Source organism: Streptomyces sp. NPDC088745 (genome assembly GCF_044751045.1).
Taxonomy (GTDB): domain Bacteria; phylum Actinomycetota; class Actinomycetes; order Streptomycetales; family Streptomycetaceae; genus Streptomyces; species Streptomyces cremeus.
Window position 1 is genome coordinate 199,059 of sequence record NZ_JBIVLB010000003.1, and the last position, 22,895, is coordinate 221,953.

26 protein-coding genes are annotated in these 22,895 nt (G+C 72.5%); 9 read left to right on the plus strand and 17 right to left on the minus strand.

Annotation, left to right across the window (positions count from 1 at the left end; all coding sequences use genetic code 11):
* Nucleotides 1–89: 89 nt before the first annotated feature.
* Complete coding sequence (locus tag ACIP93_RS10145) at nt 90–743, plus strand: hypothetical protein (protein WP_401757288.1); 654 nt, start codon at nt 90–92, stop codon at nt 741–743.
* Nucleotide 744: 1 nt separating this feature from the next.
* Nucleotides 745–1,380 carry a hypothetical protein gene (locus ACIP93_RS10150; RefSeq protein WP_345223319.1) on the plus strand — a complete coding sequence of 212 codons (636 nt, stop codon included), beginning with the start codon at nt 745–747 and terminating at the stop codon, nt 1,378–1,380.
* A 46-nt stretch (nt 1,381–1,426) separates the two neighbouring features.
* Here ACIP93_RS10150 and ACIP93_RS10155 read toward each other — a convergent pair whose 3' ends face one another.
* A complete protein-coding gene (locus tag ACIP93_RS10155) occupies nt 1,427–1,759 on the minus strand; it encodes an antibiotic biosynthesis monooxygenase family protein (protein ID WP_401757290.1) in 333 nt (110 codons plus the stop codon).
* 69 nt (nt 1,760–1,828) lie between these two features.
* On the opposite strand from ACIP93_RS10155, the gene ACIP93_RS10160 reads away from it, so the two are divergent.
* Nucleotides 1,829–2,695, plus strand: coding sequence for a recombinase family protein (locus ACIP93_RS10160; RefSeq protein ID WP_401757927.1), 867 nt, complete (start codon nt 1,829–1,831; stop codon nt 2,693–2,695).
* Here the strand turns inward: ACIP93_RS10160 and ACIP93_RS10165 are convergent.
* The 3 genes from ACIP93_RS10165 to ACIP93_RS10175 are packed head-to-tail and all read right to left on the minus strand — an operon-like array spanning nt 2,602 to nt 4,206.
* Nucleotides 2,602–3,450, minus strand: coding sequence for a helix-turn-helix domain-containing protein (locus tag ACIP93_RS10165; protein WP_401757292.1), 849 nt, complete (start codon nt 3,448–3,450; stop codon nt 2,602–2,604). The two genes, ACIP93_RS10160 and ACIP93_RS10165, sit on opposite strands and share 94 nt — an antisense overlap.
* Before the next feature lie 14 nt (nt 3,451–3,464).
* Nucleotides 3,465–3,980, minus strand: a complete 516-nt coding sequence (locus ACIP93_RS10170) for a DUF6879 family protein (protein WP_401757294.1) — start codon at nt 3,978–3,980, stop codon at nt 3,465–3,467.
* Nucleotides 3,952–4,206, minus strand: coding sequence for a hypothetical protein (locus ACIP93_RS10175; protein WP_401757296.1), 255 nt, complete (start codon nt 4,204–4,206; stop codon nt 3,952–3,954). The genes ACIP93_RS10170 and ACIP93_RS10175 overlap by 29 nt, the downstream gene beginning before the upstream one ends.
* Before the next feature lie 186 nt (nt 4,207–4,392).
* On the opposite strand from ACIP93_RS10175, the gene ACIP93_RS10180 reads away from it, so the two are divergent.
* The 3 genes from ACIP93_RS10180 to ACIP93_RS10190 all read left to right on the plus strand — a co-directional run bounded on the left by ACIP93_RS10180 (nt 4,393) and on the right by ACIP93_RS10190 (nt 5,325).
* Nucleotides 4,393–4,584 carry a hypothetical protein gene (locus ACIP93_RS10180; RefSeq protein ID WP_401757298.1) on the plus strand — a complete coding sequence of 64 codons (192 nt, stop codon included), beginning with the start codon at nt 4,393–4,395 and terminating at the stop codon, nt 4,582–4,584.
* Nucleotides 4,572–4,778, plus strand: coding sequence for a hypothetical protein (locus tag ACIP93_RS10185; RefSeq protein ID WP_401757300.1), 207 nt, complete (start codon nt 4,572–4,574; stop codon nt 4,776–4,778). Before ACIP93_RS10180 ends, ACIP93_RS10185 begins: the two co-directional genes overlap by 13 nt.
* Before the next feature lie 262 nt (nt 4,779–5,040).
* On the plus strand, nt 5,041–5,325 hold the full coding sequence (locus ACIP93_RS10190; RefSeq protein ID WP_401757302.1) for a DUF2087 domain-containing protein: 285 nt from the start codon (nt 5,041–5,043) through the stop codon (nt 5,323–5,325).
* Between the two features lie 443 nt (nt 5,326–5,768).
* On the opposite strand, the gene proP is transcribed toward ACIP93_RS10190, so the two are convergent.
* The 3 genes from proP to ACIP93_RS10205 form a co-directional block, all read right to left on the minus strand.
* Nucleotides 5,769–7,238, minus strand: coding sequence for a glycine betaine/L-proline transporter ProP (gene proP / locus ACIP93_RS10195; protein WP_380837084.1), 1,470 nt, complete (start codon nt 7,236–7,238; stop codon nt 5,769–5,771).
* Nucleotides 7,239–7,467: 229 nt separating this feature from the next.
* Nucleotides 7,468–7,911 carry a pyridoxamine 5'-phosphate oxidase family protein gene (locus ACIP93_RS10200; protein WP_401757303.1) on the minus strand — a complete coding sequence of 148 codons (444 nt, stop codon included), beginning with the start codon at nt 7,909–7,911 and terminating at the stop codon, nt 7,468–7,470.
* Nucleotides 7,872–9,134: a cytochrome P450 gene (locus tag ACIP93_RS10205; protein WP_345223333.1), complete on the minus strand. Its 1,263-nt coding sequence runs from the start codon at nt 9,132–9,134 to the stop codon at nt 7,872–7,874. The genes ACIP93_RS10200 and ACIP93_RS10205 overlap by 40 nt, the downstream gene beginning before the upstream one ends.
* A gap of 180 nt (nt 9,135–9,314) precedes the next feature.
* Between ACIP93_RS10205 and ACIP93_RS10210 the strand changes: the two genes are divergently transcribed.
* Nucleotides 9,315–10,484 (plus strand): steroid 3-ketoacyl-CoA thiolase, encoded by a 1,170-nt coding sequence (locus tag ACIP93_RS10210; RefSeq protein ID WP_345223341.1) that lies wholly within the window; start codon nt 9,315–9,317, stop codon nt 10,482–10,484.
* Nucleotides 10,485–10,607: 123 nt separating this feature from the next.
* Here ACIP93_RS10210 and ACIP93_RS10215 read toward each other — a convergent pair whose 3' ends face one another.
* From ACIP93_RS10215 to ACIP93_RS10255, 9 genes are all read right to left on the minus strand, one after another.
* Nucleotides 10,608–11,015: a transglycosylase SLT domain-containing protein gene (locus ACIP93_RS10215; protein ID WP_345223343.1), complete on the minus strand. Its 408-nt coding sequence runs from the start codon at nt 11,013–11,015 to the stop codon at nt 10,608–10,610.
* A 344-nt stretch (nt 11,016–11,359) separates the two neighbouring features.
* The gene (locus ACIP93_RS10220) at nt 11,360–12,232 is read right to left on the minus strand and encodes an ECF transporter S component (RefSeq protein ID WP_401757306.1); all 873 of its coding nucleotides are present in this window, start codon (nt 12,230–12,232) and stop codon (nt 11,360–11,362) included.
* On the minus strand, nt 12,178–13,797 hold the full coding sequence (locus ACIP93_RS10225; RefSeq protein WP_345223348.1) for an ATP-binding cassette domain-containing protein: 1,620 nt from the start codon (nt 13,795–13,797) through the stop codon (nt 12,178–12,180). Before ACIP93_RS10225 ends, ACIP93_RS10220 begins: the two co-directional genes overlap by 55 nt.
* A 1-nt stretch (nt 13,798) precedes the next feature.
* Nucleotides 13,799–14,956 carry an energy-coupling factor transporter transmembrane component T gene (locus tag ACIP93_RS10230; protein WP_401757308.1) on the minus strand — a complete coding sequence of 386 codons (1,158 nt, stop codon included), beginning with the start codon at nt 14,954–14,956 and terminating at the stop codon, nt 13,799–13,801.
* The gene (locus ACIP93_RS10235; protein ID WP_401757310.1) at nt 14,953–15,648 is read right to left on the minus strand and encodes an SCO2322 family protein; all 696 of its coding nucleotides are present in this window, start codon (nt 15,646–15,648) and stop codon (nt 14,953–14,955) included. The genes ACIP93_RS10230 and ACIP93_RS10235 overlap by 4 nt, the downstream gene beginning before the upstream one ends.
* Nucleotides 15,645–16,925 carry a prenyltransferase/squalene oxidase repeat-containing protein gene (locus tag ACIP93_RS10240; RefSeq protein ID WP_401757312.1) on the minus strand — a complete coding sequence of 427 codons (1,281 nt, stop codon included), beginning with the start codon at nt 16,923–16,925 and terminating at the stop codon, nt 15,645–15,647. The genes ACIP93_RS10235 and ACIP93_RS10240 overlap by 4 nt, the downstream gene beginning before the upstream one ends.
* A 70-nt stretch (nt 16,926–16,995) precedes the next feature.
* Nucleotides 16,996–17,229 (minus strand): ferredoxin, encoded by a 234-nt coding sequence (locus ACIP93_RS10245; RefSeq protein WP_345223354.1) that lies wholly within the window; start codon nt 17,227–17,229, stop codon nt 16,996–16,998.
* Nucleotides 17,229–18,698, minus strand: coding sequence for an aldehyde dehydrogenase (locus ACIP93_RS10250; RefSeq protein ID WP_401757314.1), 1,470 nt, complete (start codon nt 18,696–18,698; stop codon nt 17,229–17,231). Before ACIP93_RS10250 ends, ACIP93_RS10245 begins: the two co-directional genes overlap by 1 nt.
* 83 nt (nt 18,699–18,781) lie before the next feature.
* Nucleotides 18,782–19,393 carry a hypothetical protein gene (locus ACIP93_RS10255; protein WP_401757316.1) on the minus strand — a complete coding sequence of 204 codons (612 nt, stop codon included), beginning with the start codon at nt 19,391–19,393 and terminating at the stop codon, nt 18,782–18,784.
* A 173-nt stretch (nt 19,394–19,566) separates the two neighbouring features.
* Here ACIP93_RS10255 and ACIP93_RS10260 point away from each other — a divergent pair, with 173 nt between their 5' ends.
* Nucleotides 19,567–20,646, plus strand: a complete 1,080-nt coding sequence (locus tag ACIP93_RS10260) for an MBL fold metallo-hydrolase (protein WP_401757318.1) — start codon at nt 19,567–19,569, stop codon at nt 20,644–20,646.
* A 56-nt stretch (nt 20,647–20,702) separates the two neighbouring features.
* Here ACIP93_RS10260 and ACIP93_RS10265 read toward each other — a convergent pair whose 3' ends face one another.
* A complete protein-coding gene (locus ACIP93_RS10265; protein ID WP_345223372.1) occupies nt 20,703–21,362 on the minus strand; it encodes a TetR family transcriptional regulator in 660 nt (219 codons plus the stop codon).
* A gap of 190 nt (nt 21,363–21,552) precedes the next feature.
* Here ACIP93_RS10265 and ACIP93_RS10270 point away from each other — a divergent pair, with 190 nt between their 5' ends.
* On the plus strand, nt 21,553–22,878 hold the full coding sequence (locus ACIP93_RS10270; protein ID WP_401757320.1) for a glycosyltransferase family 4 protein: 1,326 nt from the start codon (nt 21,553–21,555) through the stop codon (nt 22,876–22,878).
* Nucleotides 22,879–22,895 lie beyond the last annotated feature (17 nt).

Here is a 22,895-nt window from a genome sequence, read left to right on the forward strand (position 1 = left end):
CCGTTTGGCCAGCGGATTACGGGCTACCCGGTGGGCGAGAGGCCCGACACAGCGCGCCCCGAGAGCAACAAGCATCGGAAAGGCAGAGCATGTCCACAGTCCTGATCATTGTGCTGATCGTGGTGGTCGTGATCGCCGTCGCGGCGGCAGTCGTCTTCCTCGGTCCCGGGCGGGGCCGTGTCGGTGGCGGCAAGTCCCTGAAGAGCCGCTTCGGCCCCGAGTACGACCGCGTACTGGCCCGCCACCAGGGTGACACCAAGGCCGCCGAGCGGGAGCTCGGCGAGCGCGTCAAGCGCTACGGCGACTTCCGGCCGCGCGAGCTGAGCCGGGAACGGCACGAGAGCTACGTGGCCCTGTGGGCCGGCGTCCAGGAGCAGTTCGTCGACTCCCCGCCGAAGGCGGTCGCCGAGGCCCACGGCCTGGTCTCCAAGGTCGCCCTGGAACGCGGCTACCCGCAGGGCGAGCAGGAGCAGATGGACGCCCTGTCCGTGCACCACGCCAAGCACCTCGACGGCTTCCGCCGGGTGGGCCGGGCGGCGCGCGGCGAGGGCGGCACGGAGGAGATGCGGGAGGCGCTGGTCGAGGCGCGCGAGCTGTTCGACGCGCTGGTCACCGACAGCGGCGGCCCCGTCACGGCGCACGGCGACCGCGGACGGCGGCACGGGCACCACGAGGACGAGCACGGTACGCACAAGCCGGGCCTGCTGGGCCGGTCCACCAAGGCCAAGGGGAGTGGAGTCTGACATGACGTACGAAGCCGGAAACGACAGGCCCGTCGACGCGCCGCAGGGCCGGGGCAAGGACCCCTCCGCGCACGGCCGTTCGACCCCCTCCGCGCGCGGCGCCGAGGCGGAGCCGGACGCGCTGCACGACCCCGTGCAGGCGGAGCGGCAGCAGCGCACCGCGCGCGACTTCGGCGTGACCGGCGCGGGCGCGTCCCCGGACGTCGGCCCGCTGCACACGCCGCCGGGCGACGGCCGCGAGCAGCACCTGACGTCGTCGTCGGCGCAGGACCCCGCGCACTCGGCGGACGCCGGGCACCGGCCGGACGGCGGTCGCCTCGCGGACGGCCGGGACACCGGCCACCGCACGGGGCAGCCGGGCGCGGGCGCCCAGCTCCTGCCGCACGGCGAGCGCGACAAGCTGGGGCTGCGTCTCCAGCAGGCGGTCAACCAGTTCGTGGACGAGCCGAGGCGCGCCGTCGAGGAGGCCGACCACGTCCTGGAGGAGACCGTCCGCCACCTCACGGAGACCCTCGCCGAACACCGCCGCTCGCTGCGCGGCGGCTGGGACTCCCGGGAGCACGGCGCGGAGACCGAGGACCTGCGGGTCGCGCTGCGCAAGTACCGCGAGGTGACGGAGCGGCTGCTCCAGATCTGACACGGAGGCGGGGCGGAGCTGACACCGCTCCGCCCCGGAGGACCCTTCAGCCGTCGGCCTTCGGACCGGTCTGCTGGACCACCTCGAACGACCACACCGTGGAACCGGAGGCGGCGGGCCTGGGACGCCCGCCGCCTTCCGCGCTGCCCTGGTGCGCCTGCTTCATCGGCCCCTCCATCCACGCCGTGAAGGACTCCTCGTCCCGCCACCGGGTGTACACCAGGTACTGGTCCGTCCCCTCCACGGGCCGCAGCAGCTCGAACCACTCGAAACCGTCGGAGCCCTCCACGGCCCCGGCCCGCGACGCGAACCGCTTCTCCAGGACCTCCCGCTGCTCGGCGGGCACGGTCAATGCGTTGATTTTTACTACGCTAGGCACATGGCACCTCTCAGAAAGTACAGGCCGGGCACTGCACCTAGCCTTGATCACGTGTGAGCAGTCTCCTGCATACGTCAGTTAAAGCGTCGTGAAGACGACTCCCAGGGCTCCCCCATGGCCCAGCGCGAGCGGTGCGCGTCGCTGATCAAGTCCAAGGGGTGGAGCGACGCCGGCCACTTCGAGGACGTGGGGAAGTCGGGTTGGGACCCGAGCATTGTCCGTCCCGGCTTCGAAGAGATGATCGCGGCCGTGCGGGGTGGGCACGTGGATGCGGTGATCGTCTTCTCGCGGTCCCGGCTCACTCGTCGCGGTGCTCTCAAAGCCATGCGGATCATCGAGGAGCTGGAGACCCACGGGATCCGGCTGGTGAGCGTCGAAGGGCCGTATCTCGCCATGTCCGCCCCGGTCGGGGTCGGCGTCCTGGACATCATCGCGGGTCTCGCGCAGCAGGAATCCGACATGAAGTCGGCCTACGTCTCCGCCACGAAGGACACGCTCCGTCGAACAGGCAGCCATGTCTCCGGCGTCGCTCCGTACGGCTTCACGGCGGAGAGGGCGACCAGCGGCAAGCTGTCCGTCATACGCCTCGTCCCGGACCCCGTGGAAGCCCCGCACGTCCGTGACATGGCCAAGTGGGCAACAGAGGGAGTCTCCGCCTCGCAGATCGCCAAGCGGCTCAATGAGGACGGCGTGCCGACGAAGACGGAGTCCCTGGGGGAGTCGGGGGCCAAGCGCCTCGCCTCGCGCAGTGCGCGCGGAGTCTCGGAAGCGGTGGAGTGCCCCGCATGGGTGTCGTCGACAGTCCTGCCGCATCCTGCGGGACCCACGCCTTGCCGGGTAGGTCAGCCGAGCGACGACAAGGCGGACGTCACGAGCGAGCGTGCGGCGGCTCCCCGTGCCGACCCTTGCGACAGCCAGTCGAAGGCTCGTGCGTAGAGCTCGACTTGGCTTGGTTGCGTCAGTGTGGACGCGGCGTCCAAGGTGTCCGCGTGCACCCTCGTGTCGTCGAAGATGGTGAAGGTCGGCATGGGCCAGACGGTTCGTTGCGACGAGAACGGGACGACGCCCACGGCCACGTTCTGGAGGTCCATGACCGCCAGGAGGTGACCGAGCTGTGCCGCCATCGTCTCGACGGTGCACAGCCGGTAGCGCAGGACCGATTCCTCCAGGACGAACGAGAACCGGTGCGCCGCGTTGTTCAGTACCGCGTTTCGTCTCATGCGGACCTTGACTGCCTCTGTCACGTCGTCCGGTGTTCCCCGGAAGTCCGCGATGGACGACAGGAGCGCGGTCGCGTAGCCGGGTGTCTGGAGGAAGCCGGGGATCACGTCGGAGACGTAGACGCGGAAGAGGCGCGTGCGCCGGTACAGGCTCTCCGTGGATTCCTGCACGTGCCGTAGGCCGCCTCGCTGGAGGCGTTTCCATTGGATGTGGGCGTCTGCGGATTGTCTGTTCGCTGCTATGAGATCCGGCGCCTGGTCGTCAGCTCCGCACGCCCGGCACCATGCTCGGATGTCCGCGTCGGACGGGGGCGTCTTGGCGTTGCCGATGCGCGACACCTTCGAGTCCGACCAGCGGAGCCTGACGGCTAGCTCCCGCCCGCTGATTCCGGCGTCCCTGCGTAGCTCGCGTAGCCGGCCCGCGAGTGCTTCACGAGCCTGCTGGACGCTCGAAGAGGGGTGTGGGGGCATGGAGCTGGCTGTCCTCAGATCGCGTACAGGTGGTGCGGGACGGCCCGGTCCCAGACGGCTTCGAAGGCCGATGCGCAGAGTTTCACCGTCGCCGGGTCGTCCGTGATCTCGTCTTCGACCACCGCCCCGTCGCCGGAGAAGTGGTGCACGCGCAGGAGTTCGCCGTCGAAGAGCCAGAAGTCGTTACCGGGGAGGGCGATGTCCGTAGCCCGGCGGCGCGGCAGCCATCGGACGTCCTCGCCGGCTGCGACGTTGGCGTGGGTGACGTAGTGCTCCCACCGGATGTACTCCGTCACGGGTTCGGAGACGATCCGGGCGCGACGGATCGACACCCCTCGCGCCACGGTGTCCGTGATCAACTGGTCGTACGGGTGCCACCAGGACGCGCGGTCGTCCCAGTCGATGCGCTCGCCCCGCTTCCACGCTTCGAACCTGTCGGTGGACGCGTACGAGTCACGCATCTCCAGGTGCACGGCGGACCGCTCGCACCGGCCCAACAGCTCAGCGAAGCTGGGCACGCTCGATGGCATCGCACGCCTCCCGGATCATCGGAATCATGCGGGCCGGAAGCCTGACGATCGCCTCACTGTCGGGCACCGGTCCGTTCGCGGGGCTGCTCGCCTCGCACTGGGCCTGAGTCTCGCTGTCCGGCTTCCAGCCTTGCAACAAGATCTCTTGAGCTTCCGCGTCCGCCCACACCGTCGGGCAGTGATCGCGGTCGGTGTTCGGGTCGATGCCTACGAACTTTACGGCCATGGCTGACTCCCTGGTCCAAGTGATTGCGTGGGCTTGCATGAACCATGCCGATCTGCGCTCGGAGCGTCAACGCGCTAATGAGACACGTGATTTGGCATGCAAGCTCGTGCAATCTCGTAGAGCTTCCACCGGGTGTCTTCCTAGCGTCCTCGGCAAGGAACGTAGACGGATCGAGGGGACGACGACATGCCTGGCAAGGCTCAGGAGCGTGAAACGGATGCACGCCAGTGGGAGTACACGACCTACGCCCCTTCGGGCGAGGTGTGTCCCGCCTGCGACAAGCCGATCGCCTCACTCGAACGCTGTCGCCGGGGAACGCTGCGCGAACCGTCCCAGCCCGGCAGGGCCGTCTACCAGCACGTGAAGTGCCCCAAGTGATCGGCCCGGACGACATCGGCCGGCGCGTCGAGGACGGCGCGGGAAGGGTCGGCATCCTGCGTGACGTGATCCGGGACTACGAGGATCCCGCCGAGTTGCCCGGCGAGCGCAGGAAGCACCCCATGGCGTTCCTGTGGCCCGAGCGCGGCGGGCGGGAGTGGTTGGTCCCGCCCGGCCAGGTGCGGCGAGCGTAAGGGGGCATGGGCCGACAGCGGGGGCCGGCGGCTTCCAGGCTGGCCGACCACGGCGGCACTCACGGTGTGAGGTTCTATGTGAGCGGCTTGACCCATTCATTGATCTTCACGATGCTCATGCGTCCCATCCTGCCGTACGGGTCCGACGGGGCGACCGGCGGCCCGGCCCGCGCCGGGCGTGTGCCTGGGCCGCTCGTCACCGCTGTTTATTGCGTGGCAGGAGGGGGTGCCGAGGGGCTAGAACGGGGCTTCGGTTGCCGGAATGTCGTGGGGCGGGAGCGGGCGCGTGGCTGGTCAGGGTGTCGAGGCGTTCTTCAGGGACGGGCGGCTCACGTCCGTACCGCGCAAGCCGGGCCGGCGGGAGGAACTGCTCGCGCACCTGGCGCGGACGCTCTTCGAGGAGGGGCGGGCGTACACGGAGCGCGAGGTCAATGACGTGATCCGCACCGTTCATGAGGACTGCTCGGCGCTGCGGCGGTACTTGGTGGAGGGCGGCTTCCTGTCCCGCACGAAGGACGGCAGCGCGTACCACCGCGTCCCCCGCTGAGGGCTTGCGGCGCCCTGCCGGGGGTGCGGGGAACTGTGCGCCCAGCGACGACGTTCCCGCACGGAACCGTTCCCCTTGGCCGCGCGGCGAGCGCTTTAGGTGGAGGGGCGAGTCCGGGTCCTCTCTGCCCGAGCAGGGCGGGGCTGACGCGTCCGGCACGGGGGCTGGTGTCCCGGCCTTGGCGGAGTCCCTTGCCCGGCACAGGCGCTTGCGCGGGAGGCGGCACCCGGGTGGGCCGGAAGCGGGAGGGGCCGCCCCCTTGCCCGCCCGTTCCGCCCCCTTGGGGCGGCCCCGTCGCCCAAGGGGGCGGGACGGGCGGGGCGGCTGCGAAGCCCAGGGGACGGGGGCGGGCCGTGATGCCCAAGGGGGCGGGCTGTGAAGCCCGAGAGGGCGGGGTGAAGTGGGGGAGGGGAAAGGGAAGGGCGGAACCGTTCCGCGGAGGGTCAGGACGCCGAGGGGGAAGCCGATTCCCTGCGCGCGTCCGCGCGGATCTGCTCCGCCTCCTCCTCCGTCTCCACCGCCGGCCCCGACCCCGGCAGCGGTCGCCGTGCGCTCTCCGTCATGAAGAACACGGCGATCCCGCCGATCACGGCCGCGCCCATCATGTAGTACGCGGGCATCATCAGGTTGCCCGTCCAGCCGATCAGCGCGGCGACGACCAGCGGCGTCGTACCTCCGAACAGCGACACCGAGACGTTGAAGCCGATCGACAGCGAGCCGTAACGGGTCTTCGTCGGGAACAGCGCCGGCAGCGTCGACGGCATGGCCGAGGTGAAGCAGACCTGGAGCAGGCCGAGCATCAGCAGCCCCGGGACGATCGCCGCCAGGCTGCCCTGCTGGATCAGCAGCAGCGCCGGGACGGACAGCACCAGGAAGCCCGCGCAGCCGACGGCGATGACCGGGCGGCGGCCGAAGCGGTCGCTGAGCAGGCCCGCGAAGGGCTGCACGCACATCATGAAGGCCATCACGCACAGGATGATCAGCAGGCCGTGCGTGGGGTCGTACTCGAGCTGCTCGGTGAGGTACGTCGGCATGTAGGACAGCAGCATGTAGTTGGTGACGTTGAAGACGAGCACCAGGCCGACGCAGAGCAGCATCGTGCGCCACTGGCCGACGACGGTCTCCTTCAGCGACGGCTTCTCCCGCTTCGGCGCGGCCGTGCTCGCGAGCTTCTCGTCCTCGGCGGCCTGCGCCGCGAAGGCGGGAGTCTCCTCCAGCTTCAGCCGCAGGTACAGGCCGATGAGACCCATCGGGCCCGCGACCAGGAACGGAACGCGCCAGCCCCAGGACTCCAGGTCCGACGTGCTGAGCAGGGCCGTCATCAGGGTGACCAGACCGGCGCCGCAGAGGTAGCCGACCAGCGTGCCGAACTCCAGCCAGCTCCCCAGGAAGCCGCGCTTCTTGTCGGGGGAGTACTCGGCGATGAAGGTGGACGCGCCGCCGTACTCGCCGCCGGTCGAGAAGCCCTGGACGAGGCGGGCCAGGAAGAGCAGGGCCGGCGCCCACATGCCGATCGTCGCGAAGGACGGGATCAGGCCGATGCAGAAGGTCGCCGTCGCCATCATGATCATGGTGATGGCGAGGATCTTCTGGCGGCCGACGCGGTCGCCGAGCGGGCCGAAGACCATGCCGCCGATCGGCCGTACCAGGAACGCCGCGGCGAACGCACCGAAGGTCGACAGCATCTGCGCGGTGGGGTTGTCGCTCGGGAAGAAGACCTTGCCGAGGGTCACCGCGATGTAGCTGTAGACGCCGAAGTCGAACCACTCCATGGCGTTGCCGAGGGCGGCGGCCTTCACCGCCCGCTTGACCTGCGCCGGGTCGGTGACGGTGACGGGGGCCTCGTCGGTCTGCCGCTCGGAGTTCTTCGCGACGGACCCGGGCCGGGGTGCGACGGGGACGGACGTCGACACGTGCTCGCTCGCCTGCTCTTTCTGGGGGAAGGTCGGCTTCTGGGGGAGATCGGCGGTCGCATTCCAGGACAACCGGCAAGGGAATGGACAGGGGCCGTCCCATGGTGCGAGACGACCCAAAACCGACCATAAACTTTTAGTTGCTCTCTGCACTTAGCGCAAAGTTGATCACCCGATGGCGCTTATACCCCCTTTCACCTGGTCAAACGGCCCTTCCGAAGGTCCCGCGTCACTCGGCCTCCTGTGAGTTAAATCGCAGGGAACGCACGGTGTGGGTGGACCTCGTCGCCGCGATGCGCCCCGGCAGGGGCACGTCGCCCGGCAGCGCGGAGTCCGGTTGCGGAGCCCCGTGGGCGGTGTGCATCGGGATCACCCCGGCCCGCCGGCCGAGCTCCGCGTCCGGCCCCGCGCCGTCCTCCGGCGGCCCCGCGGCCACCTTCACCGAGGCCTCGTCGAGGGGGAGGGCGAGGAGCGGGGTGGCGGCCAGTTCCTTGGGGGCGGGGCGGCGGGCGTGGTCCCACTGGCCGGGGGCGCTCCGCTCGCTGAGCACGCGCAGCCCGTGCGGCAGGGCTTCGGGGGCGGAGCGGTGCGTGATCAGGCGCGGGGCGCCGTAGACCATCGCGGAGCGGTGGTTCAGGCCGTGACCCGCAGCTCCTTGATCCCGTTGATCCACGCCGAGCGCAGCCGCCGCGGGTCGCCCGCGAGCCGCAGCTCCGGCAGCGTGTCCGCCAGCGCGTTGAAGATCAGGTCGATCTCCATCACCGCGAGGGACTTGCCCAGGCAGAAGTGCGGGCCGCCCCCGCCGAAGCCGAGGTGGGGATTGGGGTCGCGGGTGATGTCGAAGGCGCCGGGGTCGGTGAAGACCTCCGGGTCGTGGTTGGCGGAGGAGTAGAAGATGCCGACGCGGTCGCCCGCCCTGATCCGCTGCCCGCCCAGCTCCAGGTCCTGGGTCGCGGTCCGCTGGAAGGACACCACCGGCGTGGCCCAGCGGACGATCTCCTCGGCGGCGGTCTTGGGGCGCTCCCTCTTGTACAGCTCCCACTGCTCGGGGTGGGTGAGGAAGGCGTGCATGCCGTGGCTGATGGCGTTGCGGGTGGTCTCGTTGCCGGCCACGGCCAGCAGGATCACGAAGAAGCCGAACTCGTCCGAACCGAGGTTGCCCTCGTCCTCGGCCGCGACCAGTTGCGAGACGATGTCCTTCGCCGGGCACTCCTTGCGCGCCGCGGCCAGGTTCATCGCGTACGAGACCAGCTCCATCGCGGACTCCGCGCCGACCTCCTCGGTGATCGCGTACTCGGGGTCGTCGTACGCCACCATCTTGTTCGACCAGTCGAAGATCCGGCTGCGGTCCTCCTGCGGTACGCCGATCAGCTCGGCGATCGCCTGGAGGGGCAGCTCCACCGCGACGTGCGTGACGAAGTCGAAGGTGCCGTCGCCCTTCCGCGCCGTCGCGGCCGCCGCCTCGACGATCGTGCGCGCCCGGTCCCGCAGGGTGTCCGCCAGGGAGCGGATGGCGCGCGGGGTGAAGCCGCGCTGCACGATCTGCCGGACCCGGGTGTGCTCCGGCGGGTCCATGTTCAGCATGATCAGCTTCTGGGCGTCGATCTGGTCCCGCTGGATGTGCTCGTTGAAGCGGACCACGGCGGTGTTGGTGTTCGAGGAGAACAGCTCGGGGTGCGTGGAGACGTACTTGACGTCCTCGTGCCGCGTCACCGCCCAGTACCCCGCGTCGTCGAACCCGGAGATGCCGTGCCGCTGGGCGCACCACCGCACGGGGGAGGTCCGGCGCAGAAGCGCGAACTCGGGGAGCGGAACGCCGGACTGCAGGACGTCGGGGTCGGTGAAGTCGAAGCCTTCGGGAAGGCCGGTCCCCTCGGGCAGCGCGGGGCAGGTCATCGGCAACTCCTTCTCGCTCACACGTACCTGACGGCCCATCAGAAGGTGTCCGCAAGGTAGTGACGTGTTCTACAAGTGGCAAGACCCTTGCGCAGTCGGGCCGTTGTTCATGAGACTTGCCCAAGAACTAGAACGCGTACTAATTCTGGTGAGAAAACCTGGTGAGAAGAGGACGAGCTCATGGCCGCGGAACCCGTCATCGTCGAAGCCGTACGCACCCCCATCGGCAAACGCGGGGGCGCGCTCGCCAACCTGCACCCCGCCTACCTCCTGGGCGAGACCTACCGCGAGCTGCTCGCCCGCACCGCCATCCCCGCGGACTGCGTCGAGCAGGTGGTCGGCGGCACCGTCACCCACGCCGGCGAGCAGTCCATGAACCCCGCGCGCAGCGCCTGGCTCGCGATGGGCCTGCCCTACGAGACGGCCGCGACCACCGTGGACTGCCAGTGCGGCTCCTCCCAGCAGGCCAACCACATGGTCGCCAACATGATCGCCGCCGGCGTCATCGACATCGGCATCGGCTGCGGCGTCGAGGCGATGAGCCGCGTCCCGCTGGGCAGCGGCTCCAAGCACGGCCCGGGAAAGCCCTTCCCGGACGAGTGGAACGTGGACCTGCCCAACCAGTTCGAGGCCGCCGAGCGCATCGCCCGCAACCGGGGGCTGACACGGGAGGGGGTCGACGCGCTGGGCCTGCTGTCCCAGGAGCGGGCCCGCACCGCCTGGGCCGAGGAGCGCTTCAAGCGCGAGACCTTCGCCGTGCAGGTGCCGACCAACGAGGAGGAGCAGGCCGCCGGGCAGGGCATGTGGCGGCTCGTCGACCGTGACGAGGGTCTGCGCGACACCTCCATGGAGGCCCTCGGCAGGCTGAAGCCCGTCATGCCGACCGCCGTGCACACCGCGGGGAACTCCTCCCAGATATCCGACGGCGCCTCCGCGATCATGTGGGCCTCCAAGCGGATGGCCCGCGCCCTCAAGCTGAAGGCCAGGGCCCGCGTCGTCGCGCAGGCGCTGGTCGGCTCCGACCCGCACTACCACCTCGACGGCCCCGTCGACGCGACCCGCGCGGTCCTCGGCAAGGCGGGCATGTCACTCAGGGACATCGACCTGGTCGAGATCAACGAGGCCTTCGCGTCGGTGGTGCTGAGCTGGGGCCAGGTCTTCGAACAGGACCTGGACAAGGTCAACGTCAACGGCGGCGCCATCGCGCTGGGCCACCCCGTCGGCGCCACCGGGGCCCGCCTGATCACCACCGCCCTGCACGAACTGGAGCGCAGGGACAAGGAGTTCGCCCTCATCACGATGTGCGCGGGCGGGGCCCTCGCCACCGGGACGATCATCCAGCGGCTGTGACGGCAGGAGGCCGGGCCCCCGGGAGGACGGCGGAGGCCCCGTGCGGCCGGCCGTGGGAGGCCGGCCGCACAGGGCCTTCGATGCCGGTGTCCGCACCGGCGGCGGGGTCCGAGCCGTGACGGCTCAGTACCAGTGGTTCTGCTGCCAGAAGCTCCAGGCGGCGCACGGGCTGCCGTAGCGGGAGTTCATGTAGGAGAGACCCCACTCGATCTGGGTCTTGGGGTTCTCCTTCCAGTCCGTGCCGGCCGAGGACATCTTCGACGCGGGCAGCGCCTGGACCAGGCCGTACGCCCCGGAGGAGGCGTTGGTCGCGTGGTGGTTCCAGCCGGACTCGTGCGCCACGATGTTGCTGAAGCACTGGAACTGGGCGGCGGGCATCATCCGCCGCGCCGTGTCCTTGGCGGACGACGGCGCAGCCACAGCGCCGGAAGCCGAACCGAGCACCGAGCCCGCGGCGCCCAGCAGGGCGGCGGCGGCGACGGCGGCGGACTTCTGGCGGGCGGAGAAGCGGCTGGCAAGGGCGAACGACACGAAAGAACCTCACGGTCGGGAACAGGGGGCCGCGCTCAAGGACCCGAAGGTCCGGGGCGGGGGAGCCGGGGCCGGCGGCGGCGGGTGCCAAGCCGTCCGGCGTCCTGCGGCTCCACCAATGAAGCAGCCGCCGCCGTGGACGGCAAACACCCCGCCTACTAGCGGAGGTGGTGCTCGGGGCCGCCGCGCTTCCCCGCTCCCGGCGCGGGCGCCCCGCCCGGGACCGCGTTCCGGGGGCCTCCGGGCGCCCCGGGGGCCTACGACCCCCCCTAGTTGAGGACCAAGGTCCTATGGGACGGTTCACAGGACAGGGCCCCCCGGACACACCCAGGGTCGCCGTCCGACTACGGACCGGTCGGCTCTTTCGGCGCGTTCTCGAAGGCGACCGGCGCCTCGAACGCGGCCCGCCGGGTCGCCCGGCGCAGCGCCTTCAGCAAGGTCGGCCCGACCGTCAGGGTGAGGACCACCGTCAGCACCGCCCGCCCCAGGTCCCAGCCGATCGAGGTGGCCAGGCAGTACGCGAGGAAGCGCACCAGGTTCTCGTGCACGGGGTCGCCCGGCACGAAGGAGACGCCGGTGGAGAGCCCGCCGAGGTAGGTCCAGCCCTGGAGGTTCATCGCGGTGCCGTAGCAGAAGGCGGCGACGGCCCCGTACAGCGCGAGCAGCACCGTCTCGCCGGCCCCGCGCAGCCGCCGCCACCCCGGCAGCAGCCCCGCGCCCATCGTGAACCAACCCATCGCCAGCATCTGGAACGGCATCCACGGCCCGACCCCGCCCGTGAGCAGCGCCGACGCGAAGATCGTCACCGAGCCCAGCACGAACCCGAAGCCGGGCCCCAGCACCCGCCCGCTCAGCACCATCAGGAAGAACATGGGCTCCAGGCCCGCCGTCCCCGCCCCCAGCGGCCGCAGCGCCGCCCCGACGGCGGCCAGCACCCCGAGCATCGCGACGGCCTTCGCGTCCATCCCCGCGTCGGAGATCGTGGCCACCACCACGGCGACCAGCAGCGGCAGCAGCGCCGCGAACAGCCAGGGCGCGTCCTTGGAGTGCGCGAGCCCGGCCGTCGAGTCGGCGAGCAGCGGCCACCCGAAGGCGATCACCCCGACCAGGCCGACCAGGACCAGCGCGGCCACGGATTTCGGCCCCAGCCGTACGGGCCGGCTCACGAGGGGGCCTCCCCGGCGAGCGCGTCCCGCACCTGCGGCACCGTCAGCCATTTCTGCGGCGCCAGGATCTTCGCCACCTGCGGCGCGAAGGACGGCGAGGAGACGACGACCTCGGCCGTCGGGCCGTCCGCCACGACCTCCCCGTCGGCCAGGATCACCACCCGGTGCGCCAGCTCGGCCGCCAGCTCCACGTCGTGCGTGGCCAGCACCAGCGCGTGCCCCTCGGCCGTCAGCCTCCGCAGCATCGTCACGAGCCGGGCCTTGGCCGCGTAGTCGAGGCCCCGGGTCGGCTCGTCGAGCAGCAGCAGCGGCGGCCTCCCGGTCAGGACCAGCGCCAGCGCCAGTGCGAGCCGCTGCCCCTCCGACAGGTCCCGGGGGTGCGTGTCGTCCGGCACCCCGGGCAGCAGCGCGCTGACCAGCGCCCGGCAGGTCCCGCTCCCGGCCCCCGCGTCGTGGTCGGCGGCCGCGCACTCGGCGGCCACCGTGTCGGCGTACAGCAGGTCCCGCGGCTCCTGCGGTACGAGTCCCACCCGCCGCACCATCTCGCGCGGGGAGGTCTTCGCCGGGGTCCGCCCGCCGACGGTGACCCGCCCGCCGGACGGCGCGTGCATCCCGACCAGGGCGTTGAGCAGGGTCGACTTCCCGGCGCCGTTGCGGCCCATCAGGGCGACCGTCTCGCCGGGCCGCACCGCCAGGGACACGTTCCGCAGCGCCTCGACGCGCCCGCGCCGCAGCGACAGGTTCTCGGCCTCGGCGACGGGTGGGGCAGCCGCGGGCTCCGCCGCCACGGCGGGCGCACGGTCCGCCAGTTCGGCCCGCAGCCCGGCGGCCCGGCGGCGCGCGTCCCGTACGGACAGCGGCAGCGGCGACCACCCGGCGAGCCGCCCGAGGGCCACGACGGGCGGATGCACGGGGGAGGCGGCCATGACCTCGGCGGGCTCGCCCAGCACCGGGGCCTGCCCCGGCCCGGGCAGCAGCAGCACCTGGTCCGCGTACTGCACGACCCGCTCCAGCCGGTGCTCGGCCATCAGCACGGTCGTCCCGAGGTCGTGCACCAGCCGCTGGAGCACCGCCAGGACCTCTTCGGCGGCGGCCGGGTCCAGCGCGGACGTCGGCTCGTCCAGCACCAGCACCCTGGGGTGCGTGGTGAGCACCGACCCGATCGCGACCCGCTGCTGCTGCCCGCCGGACAGCGTGGAGATCGCCCGGTCCCGCAGCTCGGCCAGGCCGAGCAGATCGAGGGTCTCCTCGACCCTGCGCCGCATCACGTCAGGGGCGACGCCGAGCGACTCCATCCCGTAGGCGAGTTCGTCCTCGACGGTGTCGGTGACGAAGTGCGACAGCGGGTCCTGCCCGACCGTGCCGACCACGTCGGCCAGCTCGCGCGGCTTGTGCGTACGGGTGTCGCGGCCGTCGACGGTGACCCGGCCGGTGAGCGTCCCCCCGGTGAAGTGCGGCACGAGCCCGGACACGGCCCCCAGCAGGGTCGACTTGCCGACGCCGGACGGCCCGACGAGCAGCACCAGCTCACCCTCGGGGATCGTCAGGTCGACGCCGCTGAGGGTGGGCTGCCGGGCCCCGTCGTACCGGACGGAGACGTTCTCGAACCGGATCACTTCACGTTTCCTTGGCTGGGAGCGGGTCCTTGCGGGGGAGCGGGTGCGACGGCGGAGCGGGCACGGGGGCCACGAACGCGGGCAGCAGGCCGAGCAGGATCGACAGGGCGGGCCAGAGCGGGAACGCGGGGGCGACGAGCGGCAGCACTCCCGGGTGCAGGGCCTGCGCGTCGTAGGAGCCGGCCCAGCCCATCAGCCCCGCGACCGCCGCGCCCGACCCGGCGACCAGCCACGCCCGCGCCCCCCACCGGTCGGGCCGGTACCGGGTGCGCACGCTGCGCCGCCCGCCGAGCCGCAGCCCGGCCATCGCCGCGGCGAGCCCGATCGCCAGCACCGGCAGGCCGTACCCGGCGCCCTCGGCGGCCAGCAGCCCGTACGTTCCCGCGCACACCCCGAGCAGGCCGCCGAGGGTCAGGGCGGTGGTCATGTGCCGTACCGGAGCGGGGACGTGCGCGGTACGGCCGTAACCCCGCGCGTCCATGGAGGCGGCCAGCGCGACGGAGCGCTCCAGCGCGCCCTCCAGCACGGGCAGCCCGATCTGGACGATCGCCCTGATCCCGCCCGTGGGGCGGCCGCGCAGCCGCCGGGCGGTCCGCAGGCGTACGACGTCGGAGACCATGTTCGGCGCGAAGGTCATCGCGACGACGACGGCGACCCCCGCCTCGTACAGCGCGCCCGGCAGCGACTTCAGCAGCCGGGCCGGGTTGGCGAGCGCGTTCGCCGCGCCCACGCAGATCAGCAGGGTGGCCAGCTTCAGCCCGTCGTACAGCGCGAAGACGAGCTGCTCGGCGGTGACCCTCCCGCCGAGCCGCACCCCCTTCGCCCAGTCCGGAAGCGGAACCTCCGGCAGGGTGAACAGCACGTGCTGACCCGGAATCGGCGAGCCCAGGAACACCGAGAACACCAGCCGGATCACCAGCACCGCCAGCCCCAGCTTCACGAACGCGCCGTACGAGCGCGCCCACGGCGCGTCCGTGCGGCGCGCGGCGACGACGTACCCGGCGACTCCCACCAGCAGCCCGAGCAGCAGCGGATTGGTGGTGCGGGACGCGGCGGCGGCGAGCCCGAGGGCCCACAGCCACCAGGCGCCGGCGTGCAGGGCGTTGCTCCGGCCGGCCGCGGGGGCGCGCAGCGACGGGCCGCCGGTGGTCGCGCTCATCCCCGGCGGCGGCGCGCCTGCCACACGGCGGCCCCGCCGAGCAGCAGCACGGCCACGGCCCCGACGACCAGCCCGGCGGAGGGGCCGCCGCCCCCGTCCGCCCCCTGGCCGGAAGCGGAATCCGTGACGGTGGGGGAGGGGGACTTCGCGCCCGCGCCCGTGCCCGTCCCCGGATCGGCCACCTGGTCCGCGCAGCCGGACTTCGGGAACCCGGCGATCGCGCACAGCAGCGCGGAGCGGTCGTACCGCAGCGGCGCGGCCACGTCCGCCAGCGCCTCCGCGGTCGTCGCGTCCGTCCCGACCTGCGCGCACACGGTCCTGGGGGCAGGCGGCGTCTCGCCCTCCGGCGCGTCGCCCGGCGTCCCGAAGTCCAGCACCAGGGCGATCCGCTTGGTGCCGTCCTTGGCGGGGGTCTTGGCGCAGGCGGCCTCGAAGTCGGCGGCCCCGCGCGGCTCGGCGGCGTTCTGGGAGTCCTGGCTCACCGCGAAGCGGAATCCCTGGACGGCCCCGTCGGCCGGGCGGGTGGTGCCGGCGCCCTGCTGGGCGTACACCCACCGCGCGCCGTCCCGCTCCCAGAACGACCAGTACCGGTACCCGGTCCCGTCGGCGGCCTGCGCGGCGGGCGACGCGAACGCCCCCAGCACGGCGACGACGGCGGCGAGCACGACGCCGCGCGCGGACCGGCGGCTCACAGCTGCTGCTTGTTCTTGTTGCGTCCGCTGATCAGGAAGCCCGCGCCCATGCTGGCGACGAACGCGACACCGACGATCAGCCAGGTCGTCGTGGACCCGCCCTCGTCGTCGCTCTTCTTCTCCTTCTCCGCGGCCGCGTCGGCGTCCTTCTGCGCCTGCGGGGCGGGTCCGGTCGCGTTGAGCTGCGCGAGGAGGTCGGTCCCGCCGAAGTTCTTCGCGTCCATGCCGGTGGCGTGCGCGGCGAAGACGAGCTGGGCCCAGGCGGCGGGCCCGCTGCTCTTCGCCCAGGCGGCGGAGTTCTTCGCCAGCCAGTCGGCGGACTTCTTCGCGGCCTGCTGGTGTCCGTCCGCGGCGAGCGCCACGACGGCGTCGGCGGTGTTGCCGAAGTCGGGCTGGTCCTCGGCGCCGGGCATGGCGGACTTCAGGAAGCCGCCGTTCTTCTCCAGCGACCTGGCCAGGTAGTCGGAGCCGCCCGCCGCGGCGGCCTTCGGGTCGGCCATGCCCTGCTTGCAGCCCGGCGCGGGCTCGACCGGCCGGTCCTCCCGGGGCGCGTCGACGACGGGTCCGCCGCGCCCGGCCATGGCCGTCACGACGGCGGCGGTGGCGTCGGCGTTGGGGAAGAGCTTGCCGGACTTGTCGGGCTGGAAGGCGAAGGAGCCCTGGTTCTCGGTCTTTCCGTCACAGTTGACCTGGAAGGCGAGCAACGCCTGCAACGGCGTCTTGCCGTCCTTGCCCGTCAGCTCGGCGGGCTTGGTGCCCGTCGCGGTCAGCGCGCCGGTCACGAGCGAGGTGGAGTTGGCGTCGGAGGGGGTGCCGGGCAGGTACGGCCAGCCGCCGTCGGCGTTCTGCACCGACTTCAGCCAGGCGACGCCCTTCTTCACGGCGGCGTCCTGCCCGCCCAGCGCGGCGAGCGCCTGGACGGCGGCGGCGGTCGCGTTGGTGTCGACGGCGGTCCTGGGGTCGCACGGCTTGCCCGCGTCGGCCCGGAAGGCGGGGAACGCGCCGTTGTCGCACTGCTGCCCCACCAGCCAGTCCACGGCCTTGGTCGCGGGCTCCACCCCGAGGCTGTGCTGCGCGGTCAGCGCCAGCGACTGCCGGAAGACCCCGTCGTACGTCGGGTCCCCCTTGCCGTACAGCCCGGACGGAACGGCGACGGGCGTCGGGGTCGGAGCGGCGAGGGCGACCGGTGCGGCGACCGCGCCGACCGCGCAGGCCGTGCCGGTCACGGCACTGACGGCGAGCGCGGCTGCGCCACGACGAAGGTGAAGGGGGATCATGCGGGGCATTCTACCGACGGGTACCCTCCCGGGCGCGGCCCCACCACCCCCGCGCCCTCCCGGGGCGGAGCTACTCCTCGGGCGGGAACACCGCCTCGCCCGAGTCCCGCAGGGCGATCGCGATCGCCTCCACCGGGCAGCCCTCCGCCGCCGCCAGCACGTCCTCGTCGGCGTCCACGGCGGAGACCACCGGGTGCGACTGCCGGGCGGAGTCCAGGCGGAAGGCGGACGGGGCCGTGTTCACGCACATCCCGGAGCCGATGCACACCCCCCGGTCCACCTCGACCCGCCAGCGGTCGCCCATCAGGCGTCCGCCCCGGGCGCGTAGCCGGAGGGGAGGTGGATCATCTTGTGCTCCAGGTACTCCCCGTACCCCTCGGGGCCGAACTCCCGCCCCAGGCCGGAGTTCTTGTAGCCGCCGAACGGGCCCATCATGTCCATGCTGAAGGTGTTCACGGAGTACGTTCCGGTGCGCACCGAGCGCGCGACCTCGATGCCGCGCTCGACGTCCGCCGTCCAGACGCTGCCGCTCAGCCCGTACTCGGAGTCGTTGGCGATGCGGACGGCCTGCGCCTCGTCCTCGTACGGCAGCAGGCAGATCACCGGCCCGAAGATCTCCTCGCGGGCGATCCGCATGGAGTTGTCGACCGCGCCGAAGAGGGTCGGCTCGACGTACCAGCCGCGTTCCCGGCCGGCCGGCCGTCCGCCGCCCGCGAGGATCTTCGCGCCCTCCTCCTGGCCGATGCGGATGTAGTCCAGGGAACGCTGCTGCTGGCGGCGGGCGACCAGCGGGCCGACCTCGGTGGCGGGGTCCATCGGGTCGCCGACCTTGAGGGCGTCCGCCGCCGCCGCGAAGGCCTCCGCGAACTCCTCGTAGCGGGCGGCGGGGGCCAGGATGCGGGTCTGGGCGACGCACGCCTGCCCGTTGAGCATCCAGGAGAAGGGGGCCAGACCCGCGACGGTCGTGGCGAGGTCGGCGTCCGGGAGGATCACGGCGGCCGACTTGCCGCCCAGCTCCAGCGTCACGCGGGTCAGGTTGCGGGAGGCGACCTCCATGACCCGCCGGCCCGCCGCGACGGAGCCGGTGAAGGACACCTTGTCGACGTCCGGGTGCCCGACCAGGTACTCGCTGACCTCCCGGTCCGCCGGGATGATCGACAGCACGCCCTCCGGCAGCCCGGCCTCCGTGCAGATCTCCGCGAGGAGGTACGAGTCGAGGGGCGTCTCCGGCGAGACCTTCAGCACGACCGTGCACCCGGCGAGCAGCGCGGGCGCGAGCTTGGCGGCAGCGGTGAACTGCGGGACGTTCCACGGCACGACCGCCGCGACGACCCCGACGGGCTCGCGCCGGATGAGCAGATTCCCCAGCACCCCCGTCCGTCCCGTCTCGAACGGCACCTCCTGCGCGACCTTGATCGCCGAGTCCCAGACCATCATCGCGGCGAGCGCCTGCATCATGACGCTCGCGGTGTACGGGGTGCCGTTCTCGGCGGAGATGAGCCGGGCGAGCTCCTCGTGCCGCACCGCGATGGCGTCCTTGATGCGGGTGACGACCGCGATCCGCTCGTCCAGCGTCGTACGGGGCCACTCGCCGGTGTCGAAGGCCCTGCGGGCGGCGGCGACCGCGCGGTCCACGTCGGCGCGGTCGGCGTGCGGGACGCGGCCGATCACCTGCTCGGTGTGCGGGGAGACGACCTCGATGACGTCCGTGCCGTGGGGGTCGGTCAACTGCCCTGCGATGTAGAGCTGTTGGTGTTCCACGAGTTCGGTCATGGCTGCTGCCTCCCGCAAGTCCGGCCCGGTGCGCGCCTGTTGCTGACGTCCTATCAGCTTTCCTCACCGAACTGATACCAGTTCTAGTTCGTGCGGGGAAGGGGCGCGGCCCGGCCGCCCGGGGCGAGCGGGGCGAGGGCGATCAGGAAGCACAGGCCGCCCAGCGAGAGGAAGTCGAGGTCGACGGCCATCAGGACGGCGCCGAGGGCGAGGGCGCCGGCCGTGAGGGCCCGCGTCCGCGCCGGGAGCGAGGTGAGGGCGGCCAGGACGGTCAGGCCGAGGAAGAGGAGCGGCGGGACCACCCCGTACACGACGGCCTCCGCCCCCGGGACCGCCTTCACCTCCCGGAAGATCTCGACCATCCCGGCCCGGTCGTCCGCCAGGAGCCCGGCCGCGAGGTCGACGACGGCCTGCACGGCGGTGGCGAGCAGCCCCGCCAGCCCGGCCCCGAGCGCCACGGCGGCCGGGACCCGCCGCCGCTCCGGGACCAGTCTTCGCAGGTGCAGCAGCACCGGAACGAAGAGCAGTAACCCCGCCAGCATGGCGAGATGCCCCGCCGTCCATCCGGCGCCGGGCGTGCCGCGCTCGCTGAACAGCCGGATGAGGCCGTACGCGACCAGGGCGACGGGCCCGGCGACGAGGGCGGCCGCGGTGGGGCGGGAGGGGGCGGGGGCTGCGTACGTCGTGTTCGTCATGCCCCGAATCCTGTCCGTGCACGGACACCCGGCCCATCGGGGACAACCATGCCCCGCCCCCGACAACACCCCCTACCGGCCTCGGGGTTCAGTCCCCGACCCCCGCTGGAACCGGTTCTAGTTATAGTGGCCGCGAGTCAAGTCCTGCACGGCACGGCACAGTTGGGGGAGCCATGACGCAGCGCACGGCCGGGCGGACCGGCGAGGACGCGGCCGCACCCGCCACCATCGACCACGGCGGCGGCGTCTGGAGCATCGAGGTCCCGATCCCCGACAACCCCCTGGGCCACACCCTCGTCCACCTCCTGGACACCGACCGGGGCCCGGTCCTCATCGACACCGGCTGGGACGACCCCGCCTCCTGGGACGCCCTCACCGCGGGCCTCGCCTCCCTCCACGTGCGCATCGAGGACATCCACGGCGTCCTCGTCACCCACCACCACCCCGACCACCACGGCCTCTCCGGGCAGGTCCGGGAAGCCTCCGGCGCGTGGATCGCGATGCACGCCGCCGACGCGGAGGTGGTCCGCCGCACCCGCAGCGCCGAACCGGGCGTCTGGCTCGACTACCTCACCGCCAAACTCGCCTCCGCCGGCGCCCCGCCCGACCACCTCGCCCCACTCCGTGCCGCCCGCGACTCGGGCCGCATGCGCACCCTCCCCGGCCTGCACGCGGCCCTCCCCGACCGCGAGATCACCCCCGGCGACCTCCTCCCCCTCGCGGGCCGCGCGCTGCGCGCGATCTGGACCCCCGGCCACACGCCGGGCCACGTCTGCCTCCACCTGGAGGAGGCCCACCCGGCCAACCTCCCCGGCCGGGGCCGCCTCTTCTCCGGCGACCACCTGCTCCCCGGCATCTCCCCGCACATCGGCCTCTACGAGGACCCCGAGGACACCACGGTCACCGACCCCCTGGGCGACTACCTCTCCTCCCTCGAACGCGTCGCGCGCCTCGACGCCGCCGAGGTCCTCCCGGCCCACCAGCACGCCTTCACGAACCCCCGCGAGCGCGTCACCGAACTCCTCGCCCACCACGAGGCCCGCCTCACCGGCCTCCGCGCCCTCCTCGCGACCCCCCTCACCCCCTGGCAGCTCGCCGAGCGCATGGAGTGGAACCGCCCCTGGGACCGGATCCCCCACGGCTCCCGCAACATCGCGGTCTCCGAGGCGGAGGCCCACCTGCGCCGCCTGGTGAAACTGGGCCACGCGGAGCCGGTCCCGGGGTCGGACCCGGTGGCGTACACGGCACGGTGACAGGGGTCCCGGAGTTGCCGTCCGGGCCCGCCCCGGGCGGCGAGGGCTGCGGCCCCTCAGCCCTCCTCCGCCGTCAGGTCGATCAAGCGGCACACCGTTTCGATGTCGATCTTGACCTGGGCGATGGAGGCGCGGCCCGAGAGCCAGGTGATCAGGGCCGAGTGCCAGGTGTGTTCGATGACGCGGACCGCGGAGAGCTGTTCGGGGGTGGGGCGGTCGGCCGGGGCGGTCAGGCCCATCGCGTCGAGGATGATCGCGGTGGTCTGGCGGGAGACCGTGTCGACCTCGGGGCTCACCGAGCGGTCGGCGAAGGTCAGGGCGCGGACCATCGCGTCCGCGAGGTTCGGTTCGCGTTGCAGGGCGCGGAAGGCGCGCATCAGGGTCTCGGCGACGCGTTCGGAGGGGGAGGAGGTCGCCGGGGGGCGTTTGCGGAGGGTGGTGTGGAGGTGGCTGAGCTGGTCCTGCATGGTGGCGACCAGGAGGTGGATCTTGGAGGGGAAGTAGCGGTAGAGGGTGCCCAGGGCCACTTCGGCGGCTTCGGCCACCTCGCGCATCTGGACCGCTTCGAAGCCGCCCCGGCTCGCCAGCTGGGCGCTCGCGTGCAGGATGCGGCGGCGGCGGGCCTCCTGGCGTTCCGTGAGGGGAGGGGTGCCCGGGGTGACGCCCCGGGGCGAGCCCGTGCCGGTGCCGGTGGGTGTGCTGGCTTCCGCTGTCATCTGACCCCGTGTCCCCGTGTCGTACTCGGTGCGCTCAGTGCGTCGTGGCGCGAATCACCTGATCCGGACCTTACGCCGCTCCGTCCTGCCGGTAGATTCAAAGCTCCGTGTTCGATCAACACTGGAACTTGTTCTAGATTAGCGCCAGCGGATACGCTCCGGCGGAAGTGCGTCAAGAAGGGGGCCGAGAGTGACCGCTGAGGCCGTGACCGCGGGCCCCCGTGCCGGGGTCGACACCGATGCCGGGAGTGCCGGGAGCGACCGGCCGCTGCGCGTCGCGCTCCTCTCGTACAAGGGGAACCCGTTCTGCGGCGGGCAGGGCGTGTACGTGCGCCATCTGTCGCGCGAGCTGGCGCGGCTCGGGCACAGCGTGGAGGTGCTGGGCGCCCAGCCCTATCCGGTGCTGGACGGCGGCGTGCCGCTCACCGAGCTGCCGAGCCTGGACCTGTACCGCAGCCCCGACCCCTTCCGCACCCCCGGGCGGGACGAGTTCCGGGACTGGGTGGACGCGGTCGAGTTCGCGACCATGCGCACCGGCGGGTTCCCCGAGCCGCTCACCTTCTCGCTGCGGGCCAAGCGCCATCTGGCCGCCAGGAAGGGGGAGTTCGACGTGGTCCACGACAACCAGACCCTCGGGTACGGGCTCCTCGGCGACCTCGGCGCACCGCTCGTGACGACCATCCACCACCCCATCACCGTCGACCGGCAGCTCGACCTCGACGCCGCCGGGACCTGGCTCAAGCGGGCCTCCGTACGCCGCTGGTACGGGTTCACGCGCATGCAGAAGCGGGTCGCCCGGCGGCTGCCGTCCGTGCTGACCGTCTCCGGGTCCTCGCAGGCCGAGATCGTCGAGCACCTCGGGGTGCGGCCCGAGCGGGTCCACGTCGTGCACATCGGGGCGGACACCGAGCTGTGGTCGCCGGACCCGGCCGTGCCGCAGGTGCCGGGGCGCATCGTCACCACCTCCAGCGCCGATGTCCCGCTCAAGGGGCTCGTGCACCTCGTCGAAGCGCTCGCCAAGCTGCGCTCCGAGCGGCCCGACGCCCATCTCGTCGTCGTCGGCAGACGCGCCGAGGACGGACCCGTCGCCCAGGCCATCGAGCGGCACGGACTCGGCCGCGCCATCGAGTTCGTCAAGGGGATCAGCGACGCGGAGCTGGTCGATCTCGTGCGGGGCGCACAGGTGGCCTGCGTGCCCTCGCTGTACGAAGGGTTCTCGCTGCCGGCGGCCGAGGCGATGGCCACCGGCACCCCGCTCGTCGCGACGACGGGCGGCGCGATCCCGGAGGTCGCCGGGCCCGACGGGGCGACCTGCCTCGCCGTGCCGCCCGGGGACCCGGACGCCCTCGCCGGGCAGCTCTCGCGGCTGCTGGGCGACGACGGCCTCCGCGCCAGGATCGGGGCCGCCGGCCGCGCCCGCGTGCTGGAGAAGTTCACCTGGCGCCGGGCCGCCATCGGCACCGCCGAACGCTACCGGGCGGCCATCGCCGCCCAGGCCCGCGCACCCAGGCCGTAGGCCCCGACGCGGCTGCC